Origin of the sequence: Burkholderia sp. RF4-BP95 (assembly GCF_001521985.1) — a bacterium.
In the GTDB taxonomy this organism is placed as follows: Bacteria; Pseudomonadota; Gammaproteobacteria; order Burkholderiales; family Burkholderiaceae; genus Burkholderia; species Burkholderia diffusa.
On record NZ_LOSX01000018.1, the window covers coordinates 662,956 to 679,897 of the forward strand.

Here is a 16,942-nt window from a genome sequence, read left to right on the forward strand (position 1 = left end):
CGGGCCGCGCCGAGCGCGGCGTCGGACACAAGTCTCTACATTTCTTTTCGATCCGGACCCAAAGGTCTAGTAGCATGGGGCTTTCGATCACGCCGGCATGGCGCGGCAGATTTTTCCAAGCATGCGATTGATTCCGATGTCCCGTCCCGCAGCGACGCTGTCGCTGGCCGCCAGCTGCCTGATGCTGCACGGTTGCGCGTGGTTCGACTCGTGGCTGCCGTTCTCCTATTCGCGCACGCCGCTGGCGCGGGCCGCGTCGCGGCACGGCGCGACGCGCGCCGACGTTGTCCGCGCGGGCGGCAACCCGCGCAGCGTGTGGATGGTCCGTAACGGCAGCGGCGTCTGCTACAACTACTTCATCGAGCACGGCAACGAACACCGGGCGTACTTCGTCGTGTTCGACAAGGCCGGGGCCGTCACGCAATACGGCTTCGATACCTGCATGGACGCCGATCGCAAGGGCACGCTTCAACCGGACAAGGCGGCCTCGCGATAGCGCGGCCGCCATGCGCCGCGCGAGCGTGTCACGCAGTCGTCACGCGATCGTGTCGACCACGCCGCCGTCGACGCGCAACGCCGCGCCCGTCGTCGCCGAGGCCTGCGGCGAGCAGACGTACACGACCAGATTCGCGACTTCCTCCGTCGTTGCCGGCCGCTGGATGATCGAGCTCGCGCGCTCGCTGCGCACGAAATCCACCGCGACGTCGTCGATGCTGCGGCCCGTCGCGTCGGCCGTTTCCTTCAGGAGCGCGCGCACGCCCTCCGACATCGTCGGCCCCGGCAGCACCGAATTGACGGTCACGTTGGTTCCGGCCGCGAGTTTCGCGAGGCCGCGCGCGATCGCGAGCTGCGCGGTTTTCGTGAACCCGTAGTGAATCATGTCGACCGGGATGTTCAGGCCCGATTCCGACGAAATGAATACGACGCGGCCCGTGTTGCGCGCGAGCATCCCCTTCAGGTAGTGCCGCGCGAGACGCACGCCGGACATCACGTTCATCTGGAAGTAATGGGCCCATTCGTCGTCGTCGATGTCGAAGAACGCCTTCAGCCCGTAGATGCCCGCGTTGTTCACGAGGATGTCGGCCTCCGGCGTGTGCTGCGTGACGCGCGCGACGCCGGCGGCATCGGACAGGTCGGCGGCGACGCCGTCGACGTCCGCGCCGGGGACCGCGCTGCGCAGCTGCGCGAGCGCGGCATCGACCGACTTGTCGCTGCGTCCGTTGACGACGACACGTGCGCCCGCCTGCGCGAGCCCTTCGGCGATCGCCAGCCCGATGCCGGCGGTGGAAGCGGTGACGACCGCGGTTTTGCCTGTCAGATCGATATGCATGAATGTACCGGTTGGAAGAGGGAAACGGAACCCACCGCGTCTGCCGCGGCGGCCGAAATCAAAGCTTAGGCAAGCATCTCGCGTAGTGGATTGAGGTCCGTTGCGACGAACGTGCTTCTAGACAATCTTCCTGGAAGGCGTGTAACCGAATACGAAAGCCGAGCGGCTCCGACGCCCAAGAGATTTTGAAATAAAAAATCCGCTACACGCGGGCTTTTTGTTTGGGATCAAATTTTGACCATCCCGATAGAAATCATATTAGCGAGAATCTGGCGCAGGTCAATCAATGTAAAGCGGCCCGGGCGCATTGATTCGAGGCCAATTTTTCAGAATTGTCCGATTGTGCCTTGAGAAAAAATGGAGAAATATTTGGGGCACGTTTTATTCGACGATTTCATGTAGTTGGCTAGCCTGCATGTCTGGCCTTTAACAGCCAGAAAGTAAACGCCAAAGGGAAGTCTGCATGAAACGAACAGGGTCGCGACATGGCGCAGCTTGGCAAATGCGACCGATCACGGCGGCAAGATGTTCGAGGCGACCCTCGATCTGAAACACCGTGTATCACCGTCGCGCTTGACGGCCATCCGGTTGCGTGCCCGAAGTGTGGCGGCACCTTCCCTATCGTCGCCACCGGCAAGCGCGCCCATCGCGGCTGATTTTCTGCAAGGATCTACCCCATGCCTGACTTTCTTCAGTCTCGCACGCTGGCTGTTGTTGGCGCGGCACTGCCGGTATTCAACGGTACGCCAGTTCTGGTGCCGGCACGTCTGTCGGGTACCGAAACGCTTGGCGAGCTGTTCTGCTACACGCTCGAACTGAAGACCGCGGATACGCTGGCGTTCTCACCGAGCATCACTGCCAATGTCGATCTGGACAAACTGATTGGCACCGAGGTCACAGTGTTAGTCGAGATCGAGGGAGGCGGCAACTTTGTTCCCGGCATGCCGGGCAACACCGGCATGGGCAATATCGGCGCGGGCACACGCGAGATCACCGGCATGGTCACCTCCGCACGCTTCGTGCGCGAGGAAGGTCGCGCGATGGTGTACGAACTAACGCTGCGCCCGTGGCTGTGGCTTGCCACGAAGAACCAGGACTGTCGCCTGTTCCAGGACATGGATGTCATGGAGATCACGGACGCCGTACTGTCCGCCTATATGTTTCCGGTCGAAAAATGGTTGGCCGGGAATTACCCGAAGCGCGACATTCAACGGCAAAACTGGGAGAGCGATTTCGGATTCGTCTGCCGCCTGTGGCAGGAATGGGGCATCTATTTCTGGTTTGATCATGGTAACGGACATCACCGGCTGATCCTCTGTGATTCGATTGGCGCGCACCGACCGCATGGCGAGGCGTACCGTATGATCCGCTACGAGGGGCCGGGTGGCAAGCATATCGATCAAGAGCACATCCATGAGCTGTCGGTAGAAAACCATCTCACGACCGGACGCGTCACGCGTGTCGATTACGACTATACCGGTCCGCGCGCAGACCTCACGAGCCGCGATGAAAACCCGCGCGACACCGCGCATGCCGGTCAGGAGCACTACGGATGGGGCGACTACGCGCAGCCTCAGGCCGGCGTGAGCGGCCTGTCCGGGGTGCATAACGATGCGACGCGCGAGGCGGACTATTTGGTGCGGGTGCGCATGGATGCGCTTCGTTGCCCCGGCCTGCGCGCGAAGGGAGTGGGCAATCTGCGCGGCCTCGTGACCGGGCAGACTTTCACGCTCGAACGCTGCCCGCAGCAGGCGGCCAATCGTGAATATCTGGTCGTCTCGAGCACGCTTACGATTGAGGAAGTGGCCCAGGCGAGCGGTATCGGCCAGCACTACCGTTGCACGACGGAATTCGAAATCCAGCCCACGAGCGAAATATTCCGCTCGGCGCAGACCCTCACGAAGCCGCGCACGTCCGGCCCGGAATACGCGGTCGTAGCAGGCCCTGCGGATCAGGAAATCTGGACCGACGCATATGGCCGCGTGAAAGTCCAGTTCCTTTGGGACCGGTTGGGAGCGCACGATCACACGTCAAGCTGCTGGGTGCGCGTATCGTCACCGTGGCAGGGCAACCAGTTCGGTGCGACGCACCTGCCGCGCATCGGCCAGGAAGTACTGGTGGAACACATCAACGGCGACCCTGACCTGCCGGTGGTGACAGGGCGCGTGGTGAACGCGTTCAACCAGCCAGCCTGGGCGCTGCCGGACAATCAGGCGCTCTCGGGCTTCCGCAGTCGTGGACTGAAATGCGGTCAGTCGAATCACTTCGTGCAGGACGACACGAACGGCGAAATCCAGACGCAGCTATCAAGCGACTATGGCACCTCGCAACTGAGTCTCGGTTTCGTGCGGCGCATCCTGGGCAACAAGGGACGGCAAGACGCACGTGGCAAGGGCTTTGATCTTCGCACCGACTTGTGGGGAGTCGTGCGCGCGGCGATGGGGTTGCTGATCACGACCGAAGCGCGCAACGGTGCGAGGTCGCACGCGAAGGATATGGGCGAGACGGTCCAGCGCCTGACGCAGGCGCGCGACATTCACTTGAGCTTGACCAGGCTCGCGCAGCGGCATGAAGCGCAGCAGGTGGACGCCGGCCAGAGCGAGGTCACGACGGCGATCAAGGCGCAGAACGATGCCATTCGGGGCGGCACGCCGACCAGCGACGAGCCGCATCCCGAGATGAGCACGCCGCATCTGGTGTTCGCCAGTCCGGCCGGTATCGAAACCACCACTGCGGGCAGCACACACATTGCGAGTGACGAAAATCTCGCGCTTACGACGGGCGGCCACGTCGGCATTGCCGCGCGCAAGTCGTTTTACGCAAGTGTCGCGGAGGCGTTTTCGCTGTTTGTCCACAAGCTCGGTATCAAGCTGGTTGCGGCGTCGGGCGATGTGCGTATCGAGGCACAGGGCGACAACGTCGAGATCGTCGCGAAGAAGGTACTTGAACTGATGAGCACGACAGACTGGATCAACCTGACTGCCAAGCAGGGCATCCGCCTGAATGGCGGTGGTACTGAACTCGAAATCAGCCCGAAGGGCATTCTCGGCTTCACGGACGGCCAGTTTCTCGTTCATGCGGATGACCATGCGACAGAGGCACCACAGTCGAAACCTGCTGATTTTCCGTCGTTCCCGTCCGGGAAAGTGAATCAGGCATTCCCGTTTTCGCTGTGACCATCAAGGAATCTTAATCAATGATCATCAGCCCACCGTTCCTGTCATCCCAACCGTCCGGGACCGGGCATGAAATGGACTCGGCCACCGCCGGTAATACTGTCGTGCCGGATCATGACATCTGTCAGTCCGGTATGCAGGAATGCGCTCCCGGTAACGGCGCCTATCCGGTGAGCTATAGCCTCGGTTGGCATGGCGGCCCTCATCTCGTCGCGCCGAAGGCCGCGAACGGCCAGTCCGAGCCGGTGCGCGCAATTGCCGACGGCGAAGTCGTCTATGTCCGCCAGACCGACGCAAGCGAGAAGCCTTCCCTGCAATACCGTAATGTCCGCACTGACGATGGTTGCGTCGTGATCAAACATACGACAGAGATTGGCGAAGGCGATAGCGCAAAAGTCACCTTCTACTCGATCTACATGCATCTGCAAAGCGTCACGGTCAAGCTTGGCAAGCCTGTCTACCGAAAGGACCTGCTTGGTATGCCTGGGCAGATCTATGGGCAGCGCGGCCAGATACATTTCGAGATCGTTTGCGACACGGCCAACCTTAAGAAGTTGGTGGGACGGACGACGGGGCCGCTCACTGCAACGCAGGGCCGCACGGATGCGATCTACGGCGATATCTGGTTCAAGGTGCCCAAGGGCCTCAAGTTCTTTGCGAATCGGCCGCATCCTTACCGGCGCGATGACACTGAGCCTCCTCAAGGGCCACACCCTTCGGTGCAGACACAGCCGGCTGCCGGTACGACGGCGGTCGATCTGCTCATCCAGATGCATTACGAAAGAGGCGATTGCACGCTCACGACGTTTACGCTGGCCAGCGACGGTCGTTGCGTTCGAGTCGGCGAACCGGTGAAAACACACGGCTACGAGTACAGCCTGTACGCCGAAGCCATGCGTCTGAACAGGCAGTACCGCGATGGCAGCACCAATCCCGCCGCACCCGCGCCTGCAGCACCTGCGCCCAGCCTGATTTACGAAATGCTGCGCCTTGGCCGTGCGATCGGCGAGCCGATGCCCGCAAACGTGAAATTCGGCCACTGGCGCAAGATTGCCACGCCTGATGGTACCGGCTGGATCAACCTGAACGCTTCAAAGAACGACGGTCACCACGGTGCCACGCCGTATGCGGGAATCAGCGTCTACAGCGATGCGGATTTTCCACACTGGGCGGGCTGGAGCCTGATCGACGACGATGCGACACCCGATAGCCTGTGCGAGTCGTCAACGATCAAACGGTGGCTCGACCTCGACGGCGATGGTCAGGTTACGCATGCGGAAGCGAAAGAAGCGCTGCATCACAGGGACGTGCGGAAACGCATGGCACAGGCGATCTGCAAATTCCCTGTTGAATGGGCGAAGCAGGATATCGATACGCGCTGGGGATGGCTCAAATTGCCACACGACGCGTTGCCGACTGCGCTTGCTGCGGAAGACTTCGACACACTGACGGCGCACATCGAGGCGCTCGCGTTCTGGGAGGACATCCAGACTCCGGATCTGCCGTCTGCTGCCGAATGTTGGCACCTGCCGCCGAAGGCAATCATCGAACACCTGAGAAAATGCACATGGCTGAGCAAGGCCGAGATGCAGCAGTTGCTGCCGATGCATATCGTCCGCAAGGATGGGCATGGTCAACACCATTGGGAACCCGTTCCACATAACGGCCGTACTGATGCAATTATTCAACGCTATCGTGTCGAACTAAACAAGTCGCTGCGGAAGTACGGTATTACCACGCCATCTCGCATAGCAGCATTTTTTGCACAGGCGACGGTTGAAAGTGACTGGTTCAGGTCCCTCGAAGAGGGGAGCGGAAGAAATGCCGCATTGCATAACGGCTGGTACGGGCGGGGCTTCCTGCAACTGACCGCGCCTCACGGCAACCTGAATCACGGCAATAACAACTACTACAACTACTTCCGGTGGCGTGGGCGCGCGCCAATTCCGATTCCACCGACCAGTCAGACTCTGCAATGGCGTCAGGATGTTGCTAATAACCCGGACGATGCCGCACAAAGCGCAGGCTTTTACTGGACCAAGTTCCAATTCAGCTCGTCCTCGCCTCATGCGACTGAAACTGCGTTGCAGTACGCGGACGAACTACACCCTAACGTGCGCCATAGCGTGTCGGTGGTGCATGGTCAGCAGGTGTACTACAGCAACGAAACTGCACGCAGGACGGCCGCGATGGTTAACATTCCGGGCGCGGTCTATGGCCACTACTCTGTTAACGGACTTACCGATCGTTACAGCGCTTATGCAAACGCGCTCGTAGTACTAACCGATACGCCATCATTTCCCGATGCACATGGAGTTGCGAAAGAATGGCCGGAAAACTTCCAGCGGAGAACTTCGTGGTAAAGCTTTCAATATTGTTTGGATGTATGGCCCTTCTATTTCTGGCCGTGACGTCATCCGCTTATGACCCAAAGGTGATTTCACCGATCGTGCACGTGGCGAATGTCGGTGCCTGCGAATTCAAGCTTACCGATACCTTTGGTGGAGAGTTGAGAGCCAATCCTAACGGATCGCCCCCCTATGCTGACTATAACGTGGAGCTAAGAAGAAAGACTCTTCCGAACGCCTTCCATATTCAGTTTGGATGTGACACGCGCCCTCCGGTGCAGGTTTGCCACGAATTCGGTGGTGTGGAGCATACCGCCCACGGCTGGGTCGCGTGGGATACCTTGGATCAGGGGCCGCCTCCCAAAGCCGCTCACGTAGAAGTGCGCGAACTTCGCAGCGTCAATGGATCAGGCGCGGTGCGTATCGAAAGCGATACAACGGGCGACGAGCAAAACCGCGGCAGAAATCTGGGCTTCTGCTTAACGTCACTCAGCGGAGCAACCCTATTTGGAGGGACGTCTGTCGATGCTCTCTACGGCAAACACAAAAGCGTCGAGCCTGAGGTCATGCAACTGCTGCGCAGTATCGAATTCATTGATACGTCAGGCGATGGCGCGCGCGGTGCATCGGCTACAGTTCCATCACCGACAGTCCGCCCGCATCAGTAACCACCGTGCCATTGGAGGCTACGCCGGCTCTGCTCTGGCGCAGCCTCTCAATCTATTTGATCGACTACGAGTACAACTTGTATGCGGAGGCGTTTTCGCTGTTTGTCCACAAGCTCGGTATCAAGCTGGTTGCGGCGTCGGGCAATGTGCGTGTCGAGGCACAGGGCGACAACGTCGAGATCGTCGCGAAGAAGGTACTTGAACTGATGAGCACAAGTGACTGGATCAACCTGACTGCCAAGCAGGGCATCCGGCTGAATGGCGGTGGTACTGAACTCGAAATCAGCCCGAAGGGCATTCTCGGCTTCACGGACGGCCAGTTTCTCGTCCATGCGGATGACCATGCGACGGACGCGCCACAGTCGCGTTGTCGGTGTTAGGCGAAACAAAGTTCCCGGCGCAAGGGCAGCCGGGCGAGACGCCGGAAAATCAGATATTGAGGCGCGTATGACGAAGCGAAAACAGGTTGCACTAAAGCTCCTTCAAATGATCAGGACCGTGATTACAGCGGCGATTGGATTTTGCCTGACGTTGTGCTGGGCTACCTCCGGACATGCTGAACAGCCGACCAAGGAAGTCAAGCAGATTGTCGTTACCACGGATGGAGTTCAATGCCCGATCAGACTTGTCGATCCTTATAACGCCCGTGTTACCGAAACGAGATATGTGCTCGACCACTTTCCGTATCGACGAACGGGGCTCGGGGAACTTTATCTACAGTTTGAGTGTGCGAATTCTAATGACGCTGAGGCAATCCGAAATATCGTTTCCGCATCATTTGACGAAAACGGAAAGCAATGGAAAGAGGATTTTTCTGCGTTGTCCGCTGAAGACGTAGCCTTGCTGAAGCCGGTCACTCGGATATTTCCTCTGGAGGCAGCAAATAGCACGGGCATCGCCGTAACTCAAGAGCAGACGAACGGTGATCCAAAGACGCGTGACCGCCGGTTTGCGTTTTGTTTGCGCCATCCCCCGGTCATGCTATGCGGCGGCACACCACAAATCGCTCGTCCCTTTTACCAGAAAAGCGACCTCTTGCCTTTCGCTCTAACCGTAGTCAAATCGATAGAGTTCATCGACGCGCCAGACGATGGCGCTCGCGCTGCATCGGCTGCGACTCCATCACCGGCAGTCATTCCGCCTCAATGACCTTCGGGTCAACGCCGCCTGTGTCGCGTTTTTCCCGCTGCGTTTCAACAATCCATCAAGAGAGCCCGTGCTGCGTGCCTGGCCGCACCCGGCGCTGTACGCATCTGAAACCATGAACACTCAACCCAGCGAAGCCTCAACACCGCCTGACGCGCCCAAGGAGATTCCACCGCCGGAACCTTTTATCGAACGCCTGGCAGCGGTTCGCGCCCACCGGAATCCATTGCTGGAAGCGGCCCGGCCGCTGCTGCGCGTCCAGGCGGATATGCCGAAATATCTTGATACAGACGCCATCCCCGCGCTGCGCTCGCTGCTCGAACAGGAGATGCGCATATTCCAGAAGCTGTGCGAGCAGGCGAGTATTAGGCGCGATCACATGATCGGCGCGCGTTACTGCCTGTGCACGGCGCTCGATGAGGTAGCGATGCAGACGGCCTGGGGGCAGAACTGCGAAAACGGGGTGGCGTGGATCACGAACGGCCTCGCAACAGTCTTTCACGAAGACCGTCAGGGCGGCGACAAGATTTATCTGCTGATCGGCCGGCTGATGAACGATCCGGACGAACACCGTGATCTGCTCGAAGTGATCCACCGCGTACTGAGTCTCGGCTTCGAGGGCCGCTACCGACTCGAAACGGACGGTCACCGCAAGCACGAGGCCGTGAGGCAGCGGCTCTACGATGAGTTCATGTCGCGACGGGAACCTGTGCCGGTGGCACTGTCGCCGAACTGGCGACCGGATACGAATGGCAGGCGCGTGTCGTTCTACAACTTCCCCGTATGGATCACGGTCGCGGTGCTGTCGGTGATCCTGCTGGGCATGTATGGCTATGACAAGTACCGGCTTGCGACCCGCGCGGCCGAAGTCCAGAAGCAGATCGCCGACATTGGCCACATGGGGCCGCCATCCGCATCGCAGGCCCTGCACCTGAAACAGCTGCTGAAAAGCGAGATCGCAGCGGGTACCGTGAGCGTCGATGAGGATCCGCACCACAGCTCGGTGACGTTCCGGGGCGATGCGATGTTCCCGCCGGGCGATGCGTCAGTGAAGGCGACGGTCGCCCCACTGATTGCGAAGATTGCGGGCGAGATCGCCAAGGTGCCGGGCCAGGTGACGGTCACCGGCTACACGGACAACATACCGATCCGCAGCCGCCAGTTCGCGTCGAATCAGGCACTGTCTCACGAGCGTGCGACGCATGTGATGCAGATGCTGCAAGCTGCTGGCATCCCGGCCAATCGTCTCGAAGCCGTCGGCAAGGGCGATGCCGATCCGGTCGGCGACAACAAAACGACGGATGGGCGTTCGCAAAACCGACGCGTCGAGATTGTCGTCACGCGGCAGAGCTAAATCGCGATGCCTGTCCGTTGAGGGGGCCACGTGTTGTTCATGCAGAGATTCGGACGGTGGCGGCTGCAGGCGAATCCAGGGGCGGTTTGCGAGTTGACCGTGACCACCGCTTCTGGATTCGACGACATGCTGCGATGCCGTTGGCCGCGCAGATCGAAGTGCAGAGTTACCGGTTGGAAGAGGGAAACGGAACCCGCCGCGTCTGCCGTGGCGGCCGAAATCAAAGCTTAGGCGATCCGGCCGCGAAGCGTCGGTTCGCGGTTGCATCGCGCCGCGCAGTCTTGTACGGTGTGCGTTCGCCATCCGATCCGGGAGCCCGTCGCGTGAGCCGTTCCGCTACCCCCCTCGCCGTGCCGTCGCCGTTCTGGCGCGACGCCGCGCTGCCGTTCATCGAGGCGCGCACCGTCGACGACGGCCGGACGATCTGCTACGCGAAGCACACGCACGACACGTTTTCGCTCGGCGCGATCGTCGGCGGCACGAGCACTTACCTGAACGGCGCGACGAAGGAACACGTCGGGCGCGGCGTGCTCGTGATCATCGATCCGGAGCAGGTGCATGCGTGCAATCCGTATGGCCCCGACGCATGGGCGTACCGGATGGTCTATGTCGACGTGCCTTGGCTCGCGCGGCTGCAGCATGCGCTCGGACGCGACCCGAACAGCGATTTTCGCGGCTTTTCGCCGAAGTTGACGGAGCGGCGCGACCTGTTCGCGCAGTTCGGCGGCTTTTACCGCACGCTCGTGGCACCCGGCGTCGATCCGCTCGGCAAGGAAAGCGCGGCGGTCGAATTCTTCACGCGGCTGCACGGCGCGCTCGATCGCGGGCTGCCCGTCGACACGCGGCGCGGGACCGACAACGCGAAGCTCGCGCGCGCGGCCGACTACATCGCCGCGCATTGCCGTCAGGCCGTCACGCTCGATGCGATCTGCGCGGCCGCCGACCTGTCGCCGTCCTACCTGATCCGCGCGTTCAACGCCCGCTACGGGATGACGCCACATGCGTTCCTGGTCGACCGTCGCGTGCAGTACGGCCGCGCGGAACTGCGCCGCGGCCGGCCGATCGCCGAGGTCGCGCTCGATGCGGGCTTTGCGGACCAGGCGCATTTCCAGCGCGCGTTCCGGCGCATCGCGGCCGCCACGCCGGGCCAATATCGAAGCGCCGCGAACTGAGCGGGGGAAGGGCCGCCCCATGCCGGCGCCGCAGCGGCCGGCGACGGCTCGCCGCCCGCTGCCCGCCACCCGCAGCAACACCCGTTCGAAGCGACGACGCTAGACGTCGAGCAGATAAAGCGCGCTGCCCGCGAGCAGCAGCGCCATCGCGCGGTTGAACAGCCGCATCCGCCGCGCGTTCGCGAGCCAGTGCCGCAGCGACGCACCCGCATACCCCCAGCACGAGATCGACGCGAAGCAGATCACCAGATACAGCGCCGCGAATTGCCACACCTGCGCGCGATCGCCATCGGCCGCATACGCGCCCATCGCGGCCACGCATGCAAGCCACGCCTTCGGATTCAGCCATTGCATCGCCGCGCCGGCCGCCGCCGACGGGCCGGCGACGTTTGGCGCGTCCGGATCGGCCGGATCGGTCGACAGCCGGCCGTCGTCGAGCGCCAGCCGCAGCGCGAGGTAAAGCAGGAACGCGATCCCCGACCATTGGGTGGCCGTGGTCAGCATCGGCCAGCGCGCGAGCGCCGCGTGCAGCCCGAGGCCGATCAGCAGAAACAGCGCGACGAAACCGAGCGTCGCGCCGGCCGCATAGCGCAGGCTCGCGCCGAGACCGTGGCGCGCGCCCGCGCCGAGCGCGACGATATTGACGGGACCGGGCGTGATCGACGACGCCAGCGCGAACGCGGCCATCGAAACCAGCATGCTCATCATGTGTCTCCATGCGAATGTGAAAGTCGCATCGAGACTAAAGAAGCCGCGCGTGTCCGTATTGAAGAAAACTGCCCTGGGGCGGCGCGGTGCCGTCAGTGCATCGCGCGCGGCGCGTGGGTCGGTCGCAGCGCGTGCGGGTCGCCCGCGTCGCCCGCGTCGGCTGAGCGTATCGGGCCGATGCTGCACGCCTGCGTCGACACCGAGAAGCCGAACGTATTGACGCCGCCCGAGCACGCGACGAACACGCTGCCGCCGTGCATCTCCGCGACGGCCTTGACGATCGACAGCCCGAGCCCGTGGTTCTCCTTGCTGTTCGCGCGCGCTTCCTCGAGCCGGTAGAAGCGCTCGAACACGTGCGAGCGCTGCACGGGGTCGATCGGCTCGCCGGGGTTGGCGACCGACACGTCGACGAGCGAGTCGCGCGGCGTGATCGTCACGTTCAGCGTCGCCCCGGGCGCCGAATGCTGGATCGCGTTGATCAGCAGGTTGGTCATCGCGCGGCGGAACAGCGACGGGTCGACGGCCGCGCGCGCATCGCCGTGCAGTTCGGCGCGCAACTGCGCCTCGTCCAGCGGAATCTCGAGGAAGTCGAGCATGCGCCGCACTTCGTCGGCGAGCGACACGTGCTTCAGGTCGGTCGCGCGCTCGCCGCGATCGCTGCGCGACAGGAACAGCATGTCGTTGATGATCACGCGCAGACGCTCGAACTCCTCGAGGTTCGACTGCAGCGTCTGGCGCATCCGGTCGACCGAGCGGTCGCGGCTCGTCAGCGCGACCTGGGTCTGGCCGATCAAAATGCTGATCGGCGTGCGCAGCTCGTGCGCGACGTCCGCGTTGAAGGCCTCGAGCCGCGCGTAGGTCTGCTGGATGCGCTCGAGCGCGCCGTTGAACGACGCGGCCAGATCGCGCAGCTCGGTCGGCAACGCGTCGGTGTGCAGCCGCTGGCGGCGGTCGGTGGCGTTGATCGCCGCCGCGTCCTGCGACAGCCGTTCGAGCGGCGCGAGCCCGAAGCGCGCGACCGCGCGGCTCAGCAGCAGCGTGACGACGGTGGCGATCGCGATCAGCGCGGCGAGCGTCCACACGAAACGCCGCAGCATCCGCTGCGTGCGCTCGCACGACGACGCGACGATCAGCTTCAGGTCGGGGCGCTCGCCGCTGCCCGCGATCGGGACGGTCTTCGTCATCACGTCGTAGCTGCTGCGGTTGAGCGCGTATTGCTGGAATGCACCGAACGGCTTGCCGACGGGCACGCCGTCGACCGGATGACCGAAGCGGAAGTTGGCGTCGGGGCTGTCGATCTGGTAACGCGTCGACCCGTCGGGCGGTTCGAGATCGGCGAGCTTTTCCTGCATCAGGCGGCCGCGCGCGGCGGTGGTCGCGTGCGACACGATCATCTGCGCGACCTTCGCGCGCGTGTCGATCGTCGCGCGCAGTTCGGCAAACAGCTGGCGCTCCATCATCACGAACAGCCCGCAGCCGACCAGCGTGAACACGAGCAGCGACACGATGCCGAACATCGCCGACAGACGCAGGGTGATCGAGCGTTTCATGCGTGCCTCTCGCTGTCGGCGTCCTCGCGCGCTTCGAGCACGTAGCCCATGCCGCGGATCGTGTGCAGCAGCTTCTCCGCGAACGGGCCGTCGAGCTTGGCGCGCAGGCGCTTGATCGCCGTCTCGACGACGTTCGCGTTGCTGTCGAAGTTCACGTCCCACACGAGTTCGGCGATCGTCGTCTTCGACAGCACCTCACCGCTGCGCCGCGCGAGCACGCCGAGCAGCTGGAATTCCTGCGCGGTCAGGTCGAGGCGCGTGCCGTCGCGGGACGCGCGCCGGCCGATCAGGTCGACGCGCAGGTCGCCGATCGAGATCAGCGTCGATTCCTGCACGCGCGCGCGGCGCGTGAGCGCGCGCAGCCGCTCGATCAGTTCGAGGAACGAGAAGGGCTTGGTCAGATAGTCGTCGGCGCCGCCGCGCAGCCCGCGCACGCGATCGTCGACGCGGTCGCGCGCGGTCAGCATGATCACGGGCGTCTGCTTCTGCGCGCGCAATGCGCGCAGCACGCCGAAGCCATCGAGCTTCGGCAGCATCACGTCGAGCACGACCACGTCGTATTCGAATTCGACAGCCTTCCACGCGCCGTCCTCGCCGTCCAGCGCGGTATCGACGACCCAGCCTTCCTCGGTCAGGCCGCTTTTCAGGTATTCGACGACTTTCGGTTCGTCTTCGACGATCAGGACTTTCATGGGTGTGTCCTTGTAACCGGGTTAGGGGCCGACGCTCGCGGCGGGCCGGAGGGTTGCCGCCGCGACGTCGGTCGGCGTGGCGCCGCCTGTCGCGCCGCCGTCCCAGCCGCCGCCGAGCGCCTTCGCGAGAAACACGACGAGCGCCGCACGCTGACCCTGGATCTGCACGGCCTGGCGCTCGCTCGTCAGCAACTGCTGCTGGGCCGTCAGCACGTCGATGAACGGCGTGAGGCCGCCGGCATAACGGTCCTGCGCGAGCGACACGAGCTTGCGCGCGTCGTCGACGGCCGCCGACGCCTGCTGCGCGGCTTCGGCCAGCACCGCCAGGCCCGTCACCGCATTCTGCACCTCCTGGAACGCGGTGAGCACGGTTTGCCGGTAACTGGCCTGCGCGGCCACGTAGCCGGCCTGCGCGAAATCGACGCCGGCCTTCAGCTTGCCGCCTTCGAACAGCGGCTGGCTGACCGACGCGCCGATCGACCACAGCAGCGCCGGCACGGTGAACAGCCCGGAGAAGCGCGTCGCGTCCCAGCCGATGTCCGGCGACAGCGCGATGCGCGGGAAGTACGCGGCGCGCGCGACGCCGATCTGCGCGTTCGCGGCGGCCATCGCGCGCTCGGCCGACGCGACGTCCGGGCGCCGCTGCAGCAGGTCGCTCGGCATCCCGGTCGGCAGCGCGGGCGCGTTGATCGGCACCACCCGCGGCGGCAGCGAGAATTCCGGGGCCGGCGTGCCGACCAGCGTCGCGATCGCGGTCTCGACCTGCGCGCGCTGCTGGATCAGCAGCTGCGCCTGCGTGCGCGTCGCGTCGAGCTGCGCGCGTTGCTGCAGCAGGTCGAGGCCGGACACCGCGCCGAGGTCGTGGCGCGCGCTCACGTAGTCGAGCGCCTTCTGCTGCAGGTCGATCGAGCGCTTGACGACGTCGATCTCGCTGTCGAGCTCGCGCAGCGCGAAGTAGCTCGACGCGAGATCGGCGGTCAGCACGAGGCGCGCGTTCGCGAAATCGTCGCGCGCCTGCTCGGAGCTGGCCTGCGCGGATTCGACGCTGCGCCGCACGCGGCCGAACAGGTCGAGTTCGTAGCTGACGCTTGCGGCGACCTGGATGTCGTTCTGCACGGTCGACATGCTGCGCGTCGCGTAGTTGGTCTGCGGCCGGTCGGCGGAGATCTTGAAGCGCTGGCCGCTCGCGTTCAGGCCGACGGCCGGATACTGCGCGGACGCGACCGACGCGAGCGTCGCCTTCGCCTGGTCGTAGCGTGCGGCGACGGCCTTCAGGTTCTGGTTGTTGCGCAACGCGTCGGCTTCGAGCGCGTCCAGCCGCGCGTCGCCGAAGGCGGTCCACCAGGCCGGATCGAGCGGCGCACGGGCGGGCGCGGCCGGGTGCCAGTACGCGTCGGCCGGGTCGAGCCGCCACGCGGCCGGCGTCTCGACGGCGGGGCGCCGGTAGTCGGGGCCGACCGTGCAGCCGGCAAGGGCCGCGACCGCGATGGCGGCCAGGACCGCGGCGGGGCGCAGGCGGGCGCGCATCGCGCTCACGACTTCGCTCCCGCGGCGGCGGACGCCGGCTTCACGGCCGGCGGCGCCTGCACGATGACGGTGTCGCCGTTCGCGAGCGCATCGCTCGGGTTCGCGACGAGGCGGTCGTTCGGCGTGAGCGGGCCGTCGACTTCGAGCGTCTGCCCGATCGTGCGCGCGATCGTCACTGCCTTCAGGTGCACCTGGCCGTTCGCATCGACGGCTGCGACGGTCGGCCCTTCGGCGCGGAACAGCAGCGTGTTGGCCGGAATCTGCAGGCGGCCGACCGGTGTCATCGGCAGCGTCGCCTGCACATACGAGCCGGGGAGCAGCCGTCCGTCCGGGTTCGGCAGCGTGATCTCGATCTGCAGCGAGCGCGTCGCGACGTCGATCGCCTGGGACGTGCGCGTGATCGTGCCGTCGAAGGTCTGGCCGGGCAGCTCGGCCTGCGCGACGCTCACGTGCTGGCCGACCTTCACCTGCTGCGCGTACGCCTGCGGCACCTGCACGTAGAGGCGCAACTGGTCGGCCTGCACGACCGTGAACAGCGAGCGGCCCGCGTTGCCGGAATTGACGAGGTCGCCGACGTCGACGTTGCGCTGCGTGACGATCCCGTCGATCGGCGCGACGATGCGCTGGAAGCCCTTCAGTTCGGTGAGCCGGCGCATGTTCGCGTCGGCCGCGGCGAGGTTCGCGCTGCCCTGGTTGAACGCGCCTTGCCGGTCGTCGAGCTCCTGCTGCGACACCGCATCGCGCTGGCGCAGTTGCTGCGCGCGGTCGAACGACGTCTTCGCGAGCGCGAGCGCGGCCTGCGCCTGCTGACGCTGCGCGGTGGCCTGCGCGAGTTCCTGGTTGAGCTCGGGCGTGTCGAGCTCGGCGAGCAGTTGCCCCTGCTTCACGTGCGCGCCGATGTCGGCCTGCCAGCGCAGCACGTAGCCGCTCGCGCGCGCATAGATCGGCGCCTCGACGAAGCCGCGCAGCGTGCCGGGCAGCGTCAGCTTGCCGCCGGTGGCCGCATCGACCGGATGCACGACGTTCACGTACTGGCGCGTGTTCTGCTCGGCCACCGCGTCGAGCCGGTTGCGGTTCAGCACGTTGACGACGATCGTGCGCGCGGCGCCCGCGGCCAGCAGCACGCCGACCACGATCAGCACGACCCGCCCGCGCCGCGACACCGACGTGCGCGTCGGCAGGTGCATGCCGTGTTCGTCCACCTGGATGCCGACGGAGCTGTGATGTTTCTCTTCCATGAATTGACCGGGTCTAAAGGCTAGGGGCGAAAG

Annotated in this window: 14 protein-coding genes; 8 read left to right on the forward strand and 6 right to left on the reverse strand. The window is 64.1% G+C overall.

Annotated features, from left to right (window positions below):
* Nucleotides 1-121 precede the first annotated feature (121 nt).
* Nucleotides 122-496 carry a hypothetical protein gene (locus tag WS46_RS07625; RefSeq protein WP_059690217.1) on the forward strand — a complete coding sequence of 125 codons (375 nt, stop codon included), beginning with the start codon at nucleotides 122-124 and terminating at the stop codon, nucleotides 494-496.
* A 39-nt stretch (nucleotides 497-535) separates the two neighbouring features.
* Here WS46_RS07625 and WS46_RS07630 read toward each other — a convergent pair whose 3' ends face one another.
* Nucleotides 536-1,330, reverse strand: coding sequence for an SDR family NAD(P)-dependent oxidoreductase (locus WS46_RS07630; RefSeq protein ID WP_059690000.1), 795 nt, complete (start codon nucleotides 1,328-1,330; stop codon nucleotides 536-538).
* A gap of 677 nt (nucleotides 1,331-2,007) precedes the next feature.
* Here WS46_RS07630 and WS46_RS07635 point away from each other — a divergent pair.
* From WS46_RS07635 to WS46_RS07655, 7 genes are all read left to right on the forward strand, one after another.
* A complete protein-coding gene (locus tag WS46_RS07635) occupies nucleotides 2,008-4,506 on the forward strand; it encodes a type VI secretion system Vgr family protein (RefSeq protein WP_082725269.1) in 2,499 nt (832 codons plus the stop codon).
* 20 nt (nucleotides 4,507-4,526) lie between these two features.
* Nucleotides 4,527-6,869: a peptidoglycan DD-metalloendopeptidase family protein gene (locus WS46_RS07640; protein WP_059690002.1), complete on the forward strand. Its 2,343-nt coding sequence runs from the start codon at nucleotides 4,527-4,529 to the stop codon at nucleotides 6,867-6,869.
* Nucleotides 6,833-7,522: a hypothetical protein gene (locus WS46_RS35115; protein ID WP_156443088.1), complete on the forward strand. Its 690-nt coding sequence runs from the start codon at nucleotides 6,833-6,835 to the stop codon at nucleotides 7,520-7,522. Before WS46_RS07640 ends, WS46_RS35115 begins: the two co-directional genes overlap by 37 nt.
* 5 nt (nucleotides 7,523-7,527) lie before the next feature.
* Nucleotides 7,528-7,902, forward strand: a complete 375-nt coding sequence (locus WS46_RS07645) for a DUF2345 domain-containing protein (RefSeq protein WP_179949132.1) — start codon at nucleotides 7,528-7,530, stop codon at nucleotides 7,900-7,902.
* A gap of 67 nt (nucleotides 7,903-7,969) precedes the next feature.
* Nucleotides 7,970-8,671 carry a hypothetical protein gene (locus WS46_RS35120; protein WP_156443089.1) on the forward strand — a complete coding sequence of 234 codons (702 nt, stop codon included), beginning with the start codon at nucleotides 7,970-7,972 and terminating at the stop codon, nucleotides 8,669-8,671.
* Nucleotides 8,672-8,783: 112 nt separating this feature from the next.
* Nucleotides 8,784-10,022, forward strand: a complete 1,239-nt coding sequence (gene tssL, locus WS46_RS07650) for a type VI secretion system protein TssL, long form (RefSeq protein WP_059690218.1) — start codon at nucleotides 8,784-8,786, stop codon at nucleotides 10,020-10,022.
* 323 nt (nucleotides 10,023-10,345) lie between these two features.
* Nucleotides 10,346-11,194 (forward strand): AraC family transcriptional regulator, encoded by an 849-nt coding sequence (locus tag WS46_RS07655; protein ID WP_059690004.1) that lies wholly within the window; start codon nucleotides 10,346-10,348, stop codon nucleotides 11,192-11,194.
* A gap of 99 nt (nucleotides 11,195-11,293) precedes the next feature.
* Here WS46_RS07655 and WS46_RS07660 read toward each other — a convergent pair whose 3' ends face one another.
* The 5 genes from WS46_RS07660 to WS46_RS07680 all read right to left on the reverse strand — a co-directional run bounded on the left by WS46_RS07660 (nucleotide 11,294) and on the right by WS46_RS07680 (nucleotide 16,909).
* Nucleotides 11,294-11,899 (reverse strand): LysE family translocator, encoded by a 606-nt coding sequence (locus WS46_RS07660; RefSeq protein WP_059690219.1) that lies wholly within the window; start codon nucleotides 11,897-11,899, stop codon nucleotides 11,294-11,296.
* A 95-nt stretch (nucleotides 11,900-11,994) separates the two neighbouring features.
* A complete protein-coding gene (locus WS46_RS07665) occupies nucleotides 11,995-13,452 on the reverse strand; it encodes a heavy metal sensor histidine kinase (RefSeq protein WP_059690005.1) in 1,458 nt (485 codons plus the stop codon).
* Nucleotides 13,449-14,144: a heavy metal response regulator transcription factor gene (locus WS46_RS07670; protein WP_059450219.1), complete on the reverse strand. Its 696-nt coding sequence runs from the start codon at nucleotides 14,142-14,144 to the stop codon at nucleotides 13,449-13,451. The genes WS46_RS07665 and WS46_RS07670 overlap by 4 nt, the downstream gene beginning before the upstream one ends.
* Before the next feature lie 21 nt (nucleotides 14,145-14,165).
* Nucleotides 14,166-15,671 (reverse strand): efflux transporter outer membrane subunit, encoded by a 1,506-nt coding sequence (locus WS46_RS07675; RefSeq protein ID WP_059690006.1) that lies wholly within the window; start codon nucleotides 15,669-15,671, stop codon nucleotides 14,166-14,168.
* Nucleotides 15,672-15,676: 5 nt separating this feature from the next.
* Nucleotides 15,677-16,909 carry an efflux RND transporter periplasmic adaptor subunit gene (locus tag WS46_RS07680; protein WP_059690007.1) on the reverse strand — a complete coding sequence of 411 codons (1,233 nt, stop codon included), beginning with the start codon at nucleotides 16,907-16,909 and terminating at the stop codon, nucleotides 15,677-15,679.
* Between the last annotated feature and the right edge of the window lie 33 nt (nucleotides 16,910-16,942).

Excerpts from the sequence above, each read along its gene's own strand:
- WS46_RS07660 (WP_059690219.1), bottom strand. The coding sequence starts at position 11,899 with ATGAGCATGCTGGTTTCGATGGCCGCGTTCGCGCTGGCGTCGTCGATC.
- WS46_RS07640 (WP_059690002.1), top strand. The coding sequence starts at position 4,527 with ATGATCATCAGCCCACCGTTCCTGTCATCCCAACCGTCCGGGACCGGG.
- WS46_RS07665 (WP_059690005.1), bottom strand. The coding sequence starts at position 13,452 with ATGAAACGCTCGATCACCCTGCGTCTGTCGGCGATGTTCGGCATCGTG.
- WS46_RS07630 (WP_059690000.1), bottom strand. The coding sequence starts at position 1,330 with ATGCATATCGATCTGACAGGCAAAACCGCGGTCGTCACCGCTTCCACC.
- WS46_RS35115 (WP_156443088.1), top strand. The coding sequence starts at position 6,833 with ATGGCCGGAAAACTTCCAGCGGAGAACTTCGTGGTAAAGCTTTCAATA.
- WS46_RS07670 (WP_059450219.1), bottom strand. The coding sequence starts at position 14,144 with ATGAAAGTCCTGATCGTCGAAGACGAACCGAAAGTCGTCGAATACCTG.
- WS46_RS07635 (WP_082725269.1), top strand. The coding sequence starts at position 2,008 with ATGCCTGACTTTCTTCAGTCTCGCACGCTGGCTGTTGTTGGCGCGGCA.
- WS46_RS07680 (WP_059690007.1), bottom strand. The coding sequence starts at position 16,909 with ATGGAAGAGAAACATCACAGCTCCGTCGGCATCCAGGTGGACGAACAC.
- WS46_RS35120 (WP_156443089.1), top strand. The coding sequence starts at position 7,970 with ATGACGAAGCGAAAACAGGTTGCACTAAAGCTCCTTCAAATGATCAGG.
- WS46_RS07625 (WP_059690217.1), top strand. The coding sequence starts at position 122 with ATGCGATTGATTCCGATGTCCCGTCCCGCAGCGACGCTGTCGCTGGCC.
- tssL (WP_059690218.1), top strand. The coding sequence starts at position 8,784 with ATGAACACTCAACCCAGCGAAGCCTCAACACCGCCTGACGCGCCCAAG.
- WS46_RS07675 (WP_059690006.1), bottom strand. The coding sequence starts at position 15,671 with ATGCGCGCCCGCCTGCGCCCCGCCGCGGTCCTGGCCGCCATCGCGGTC.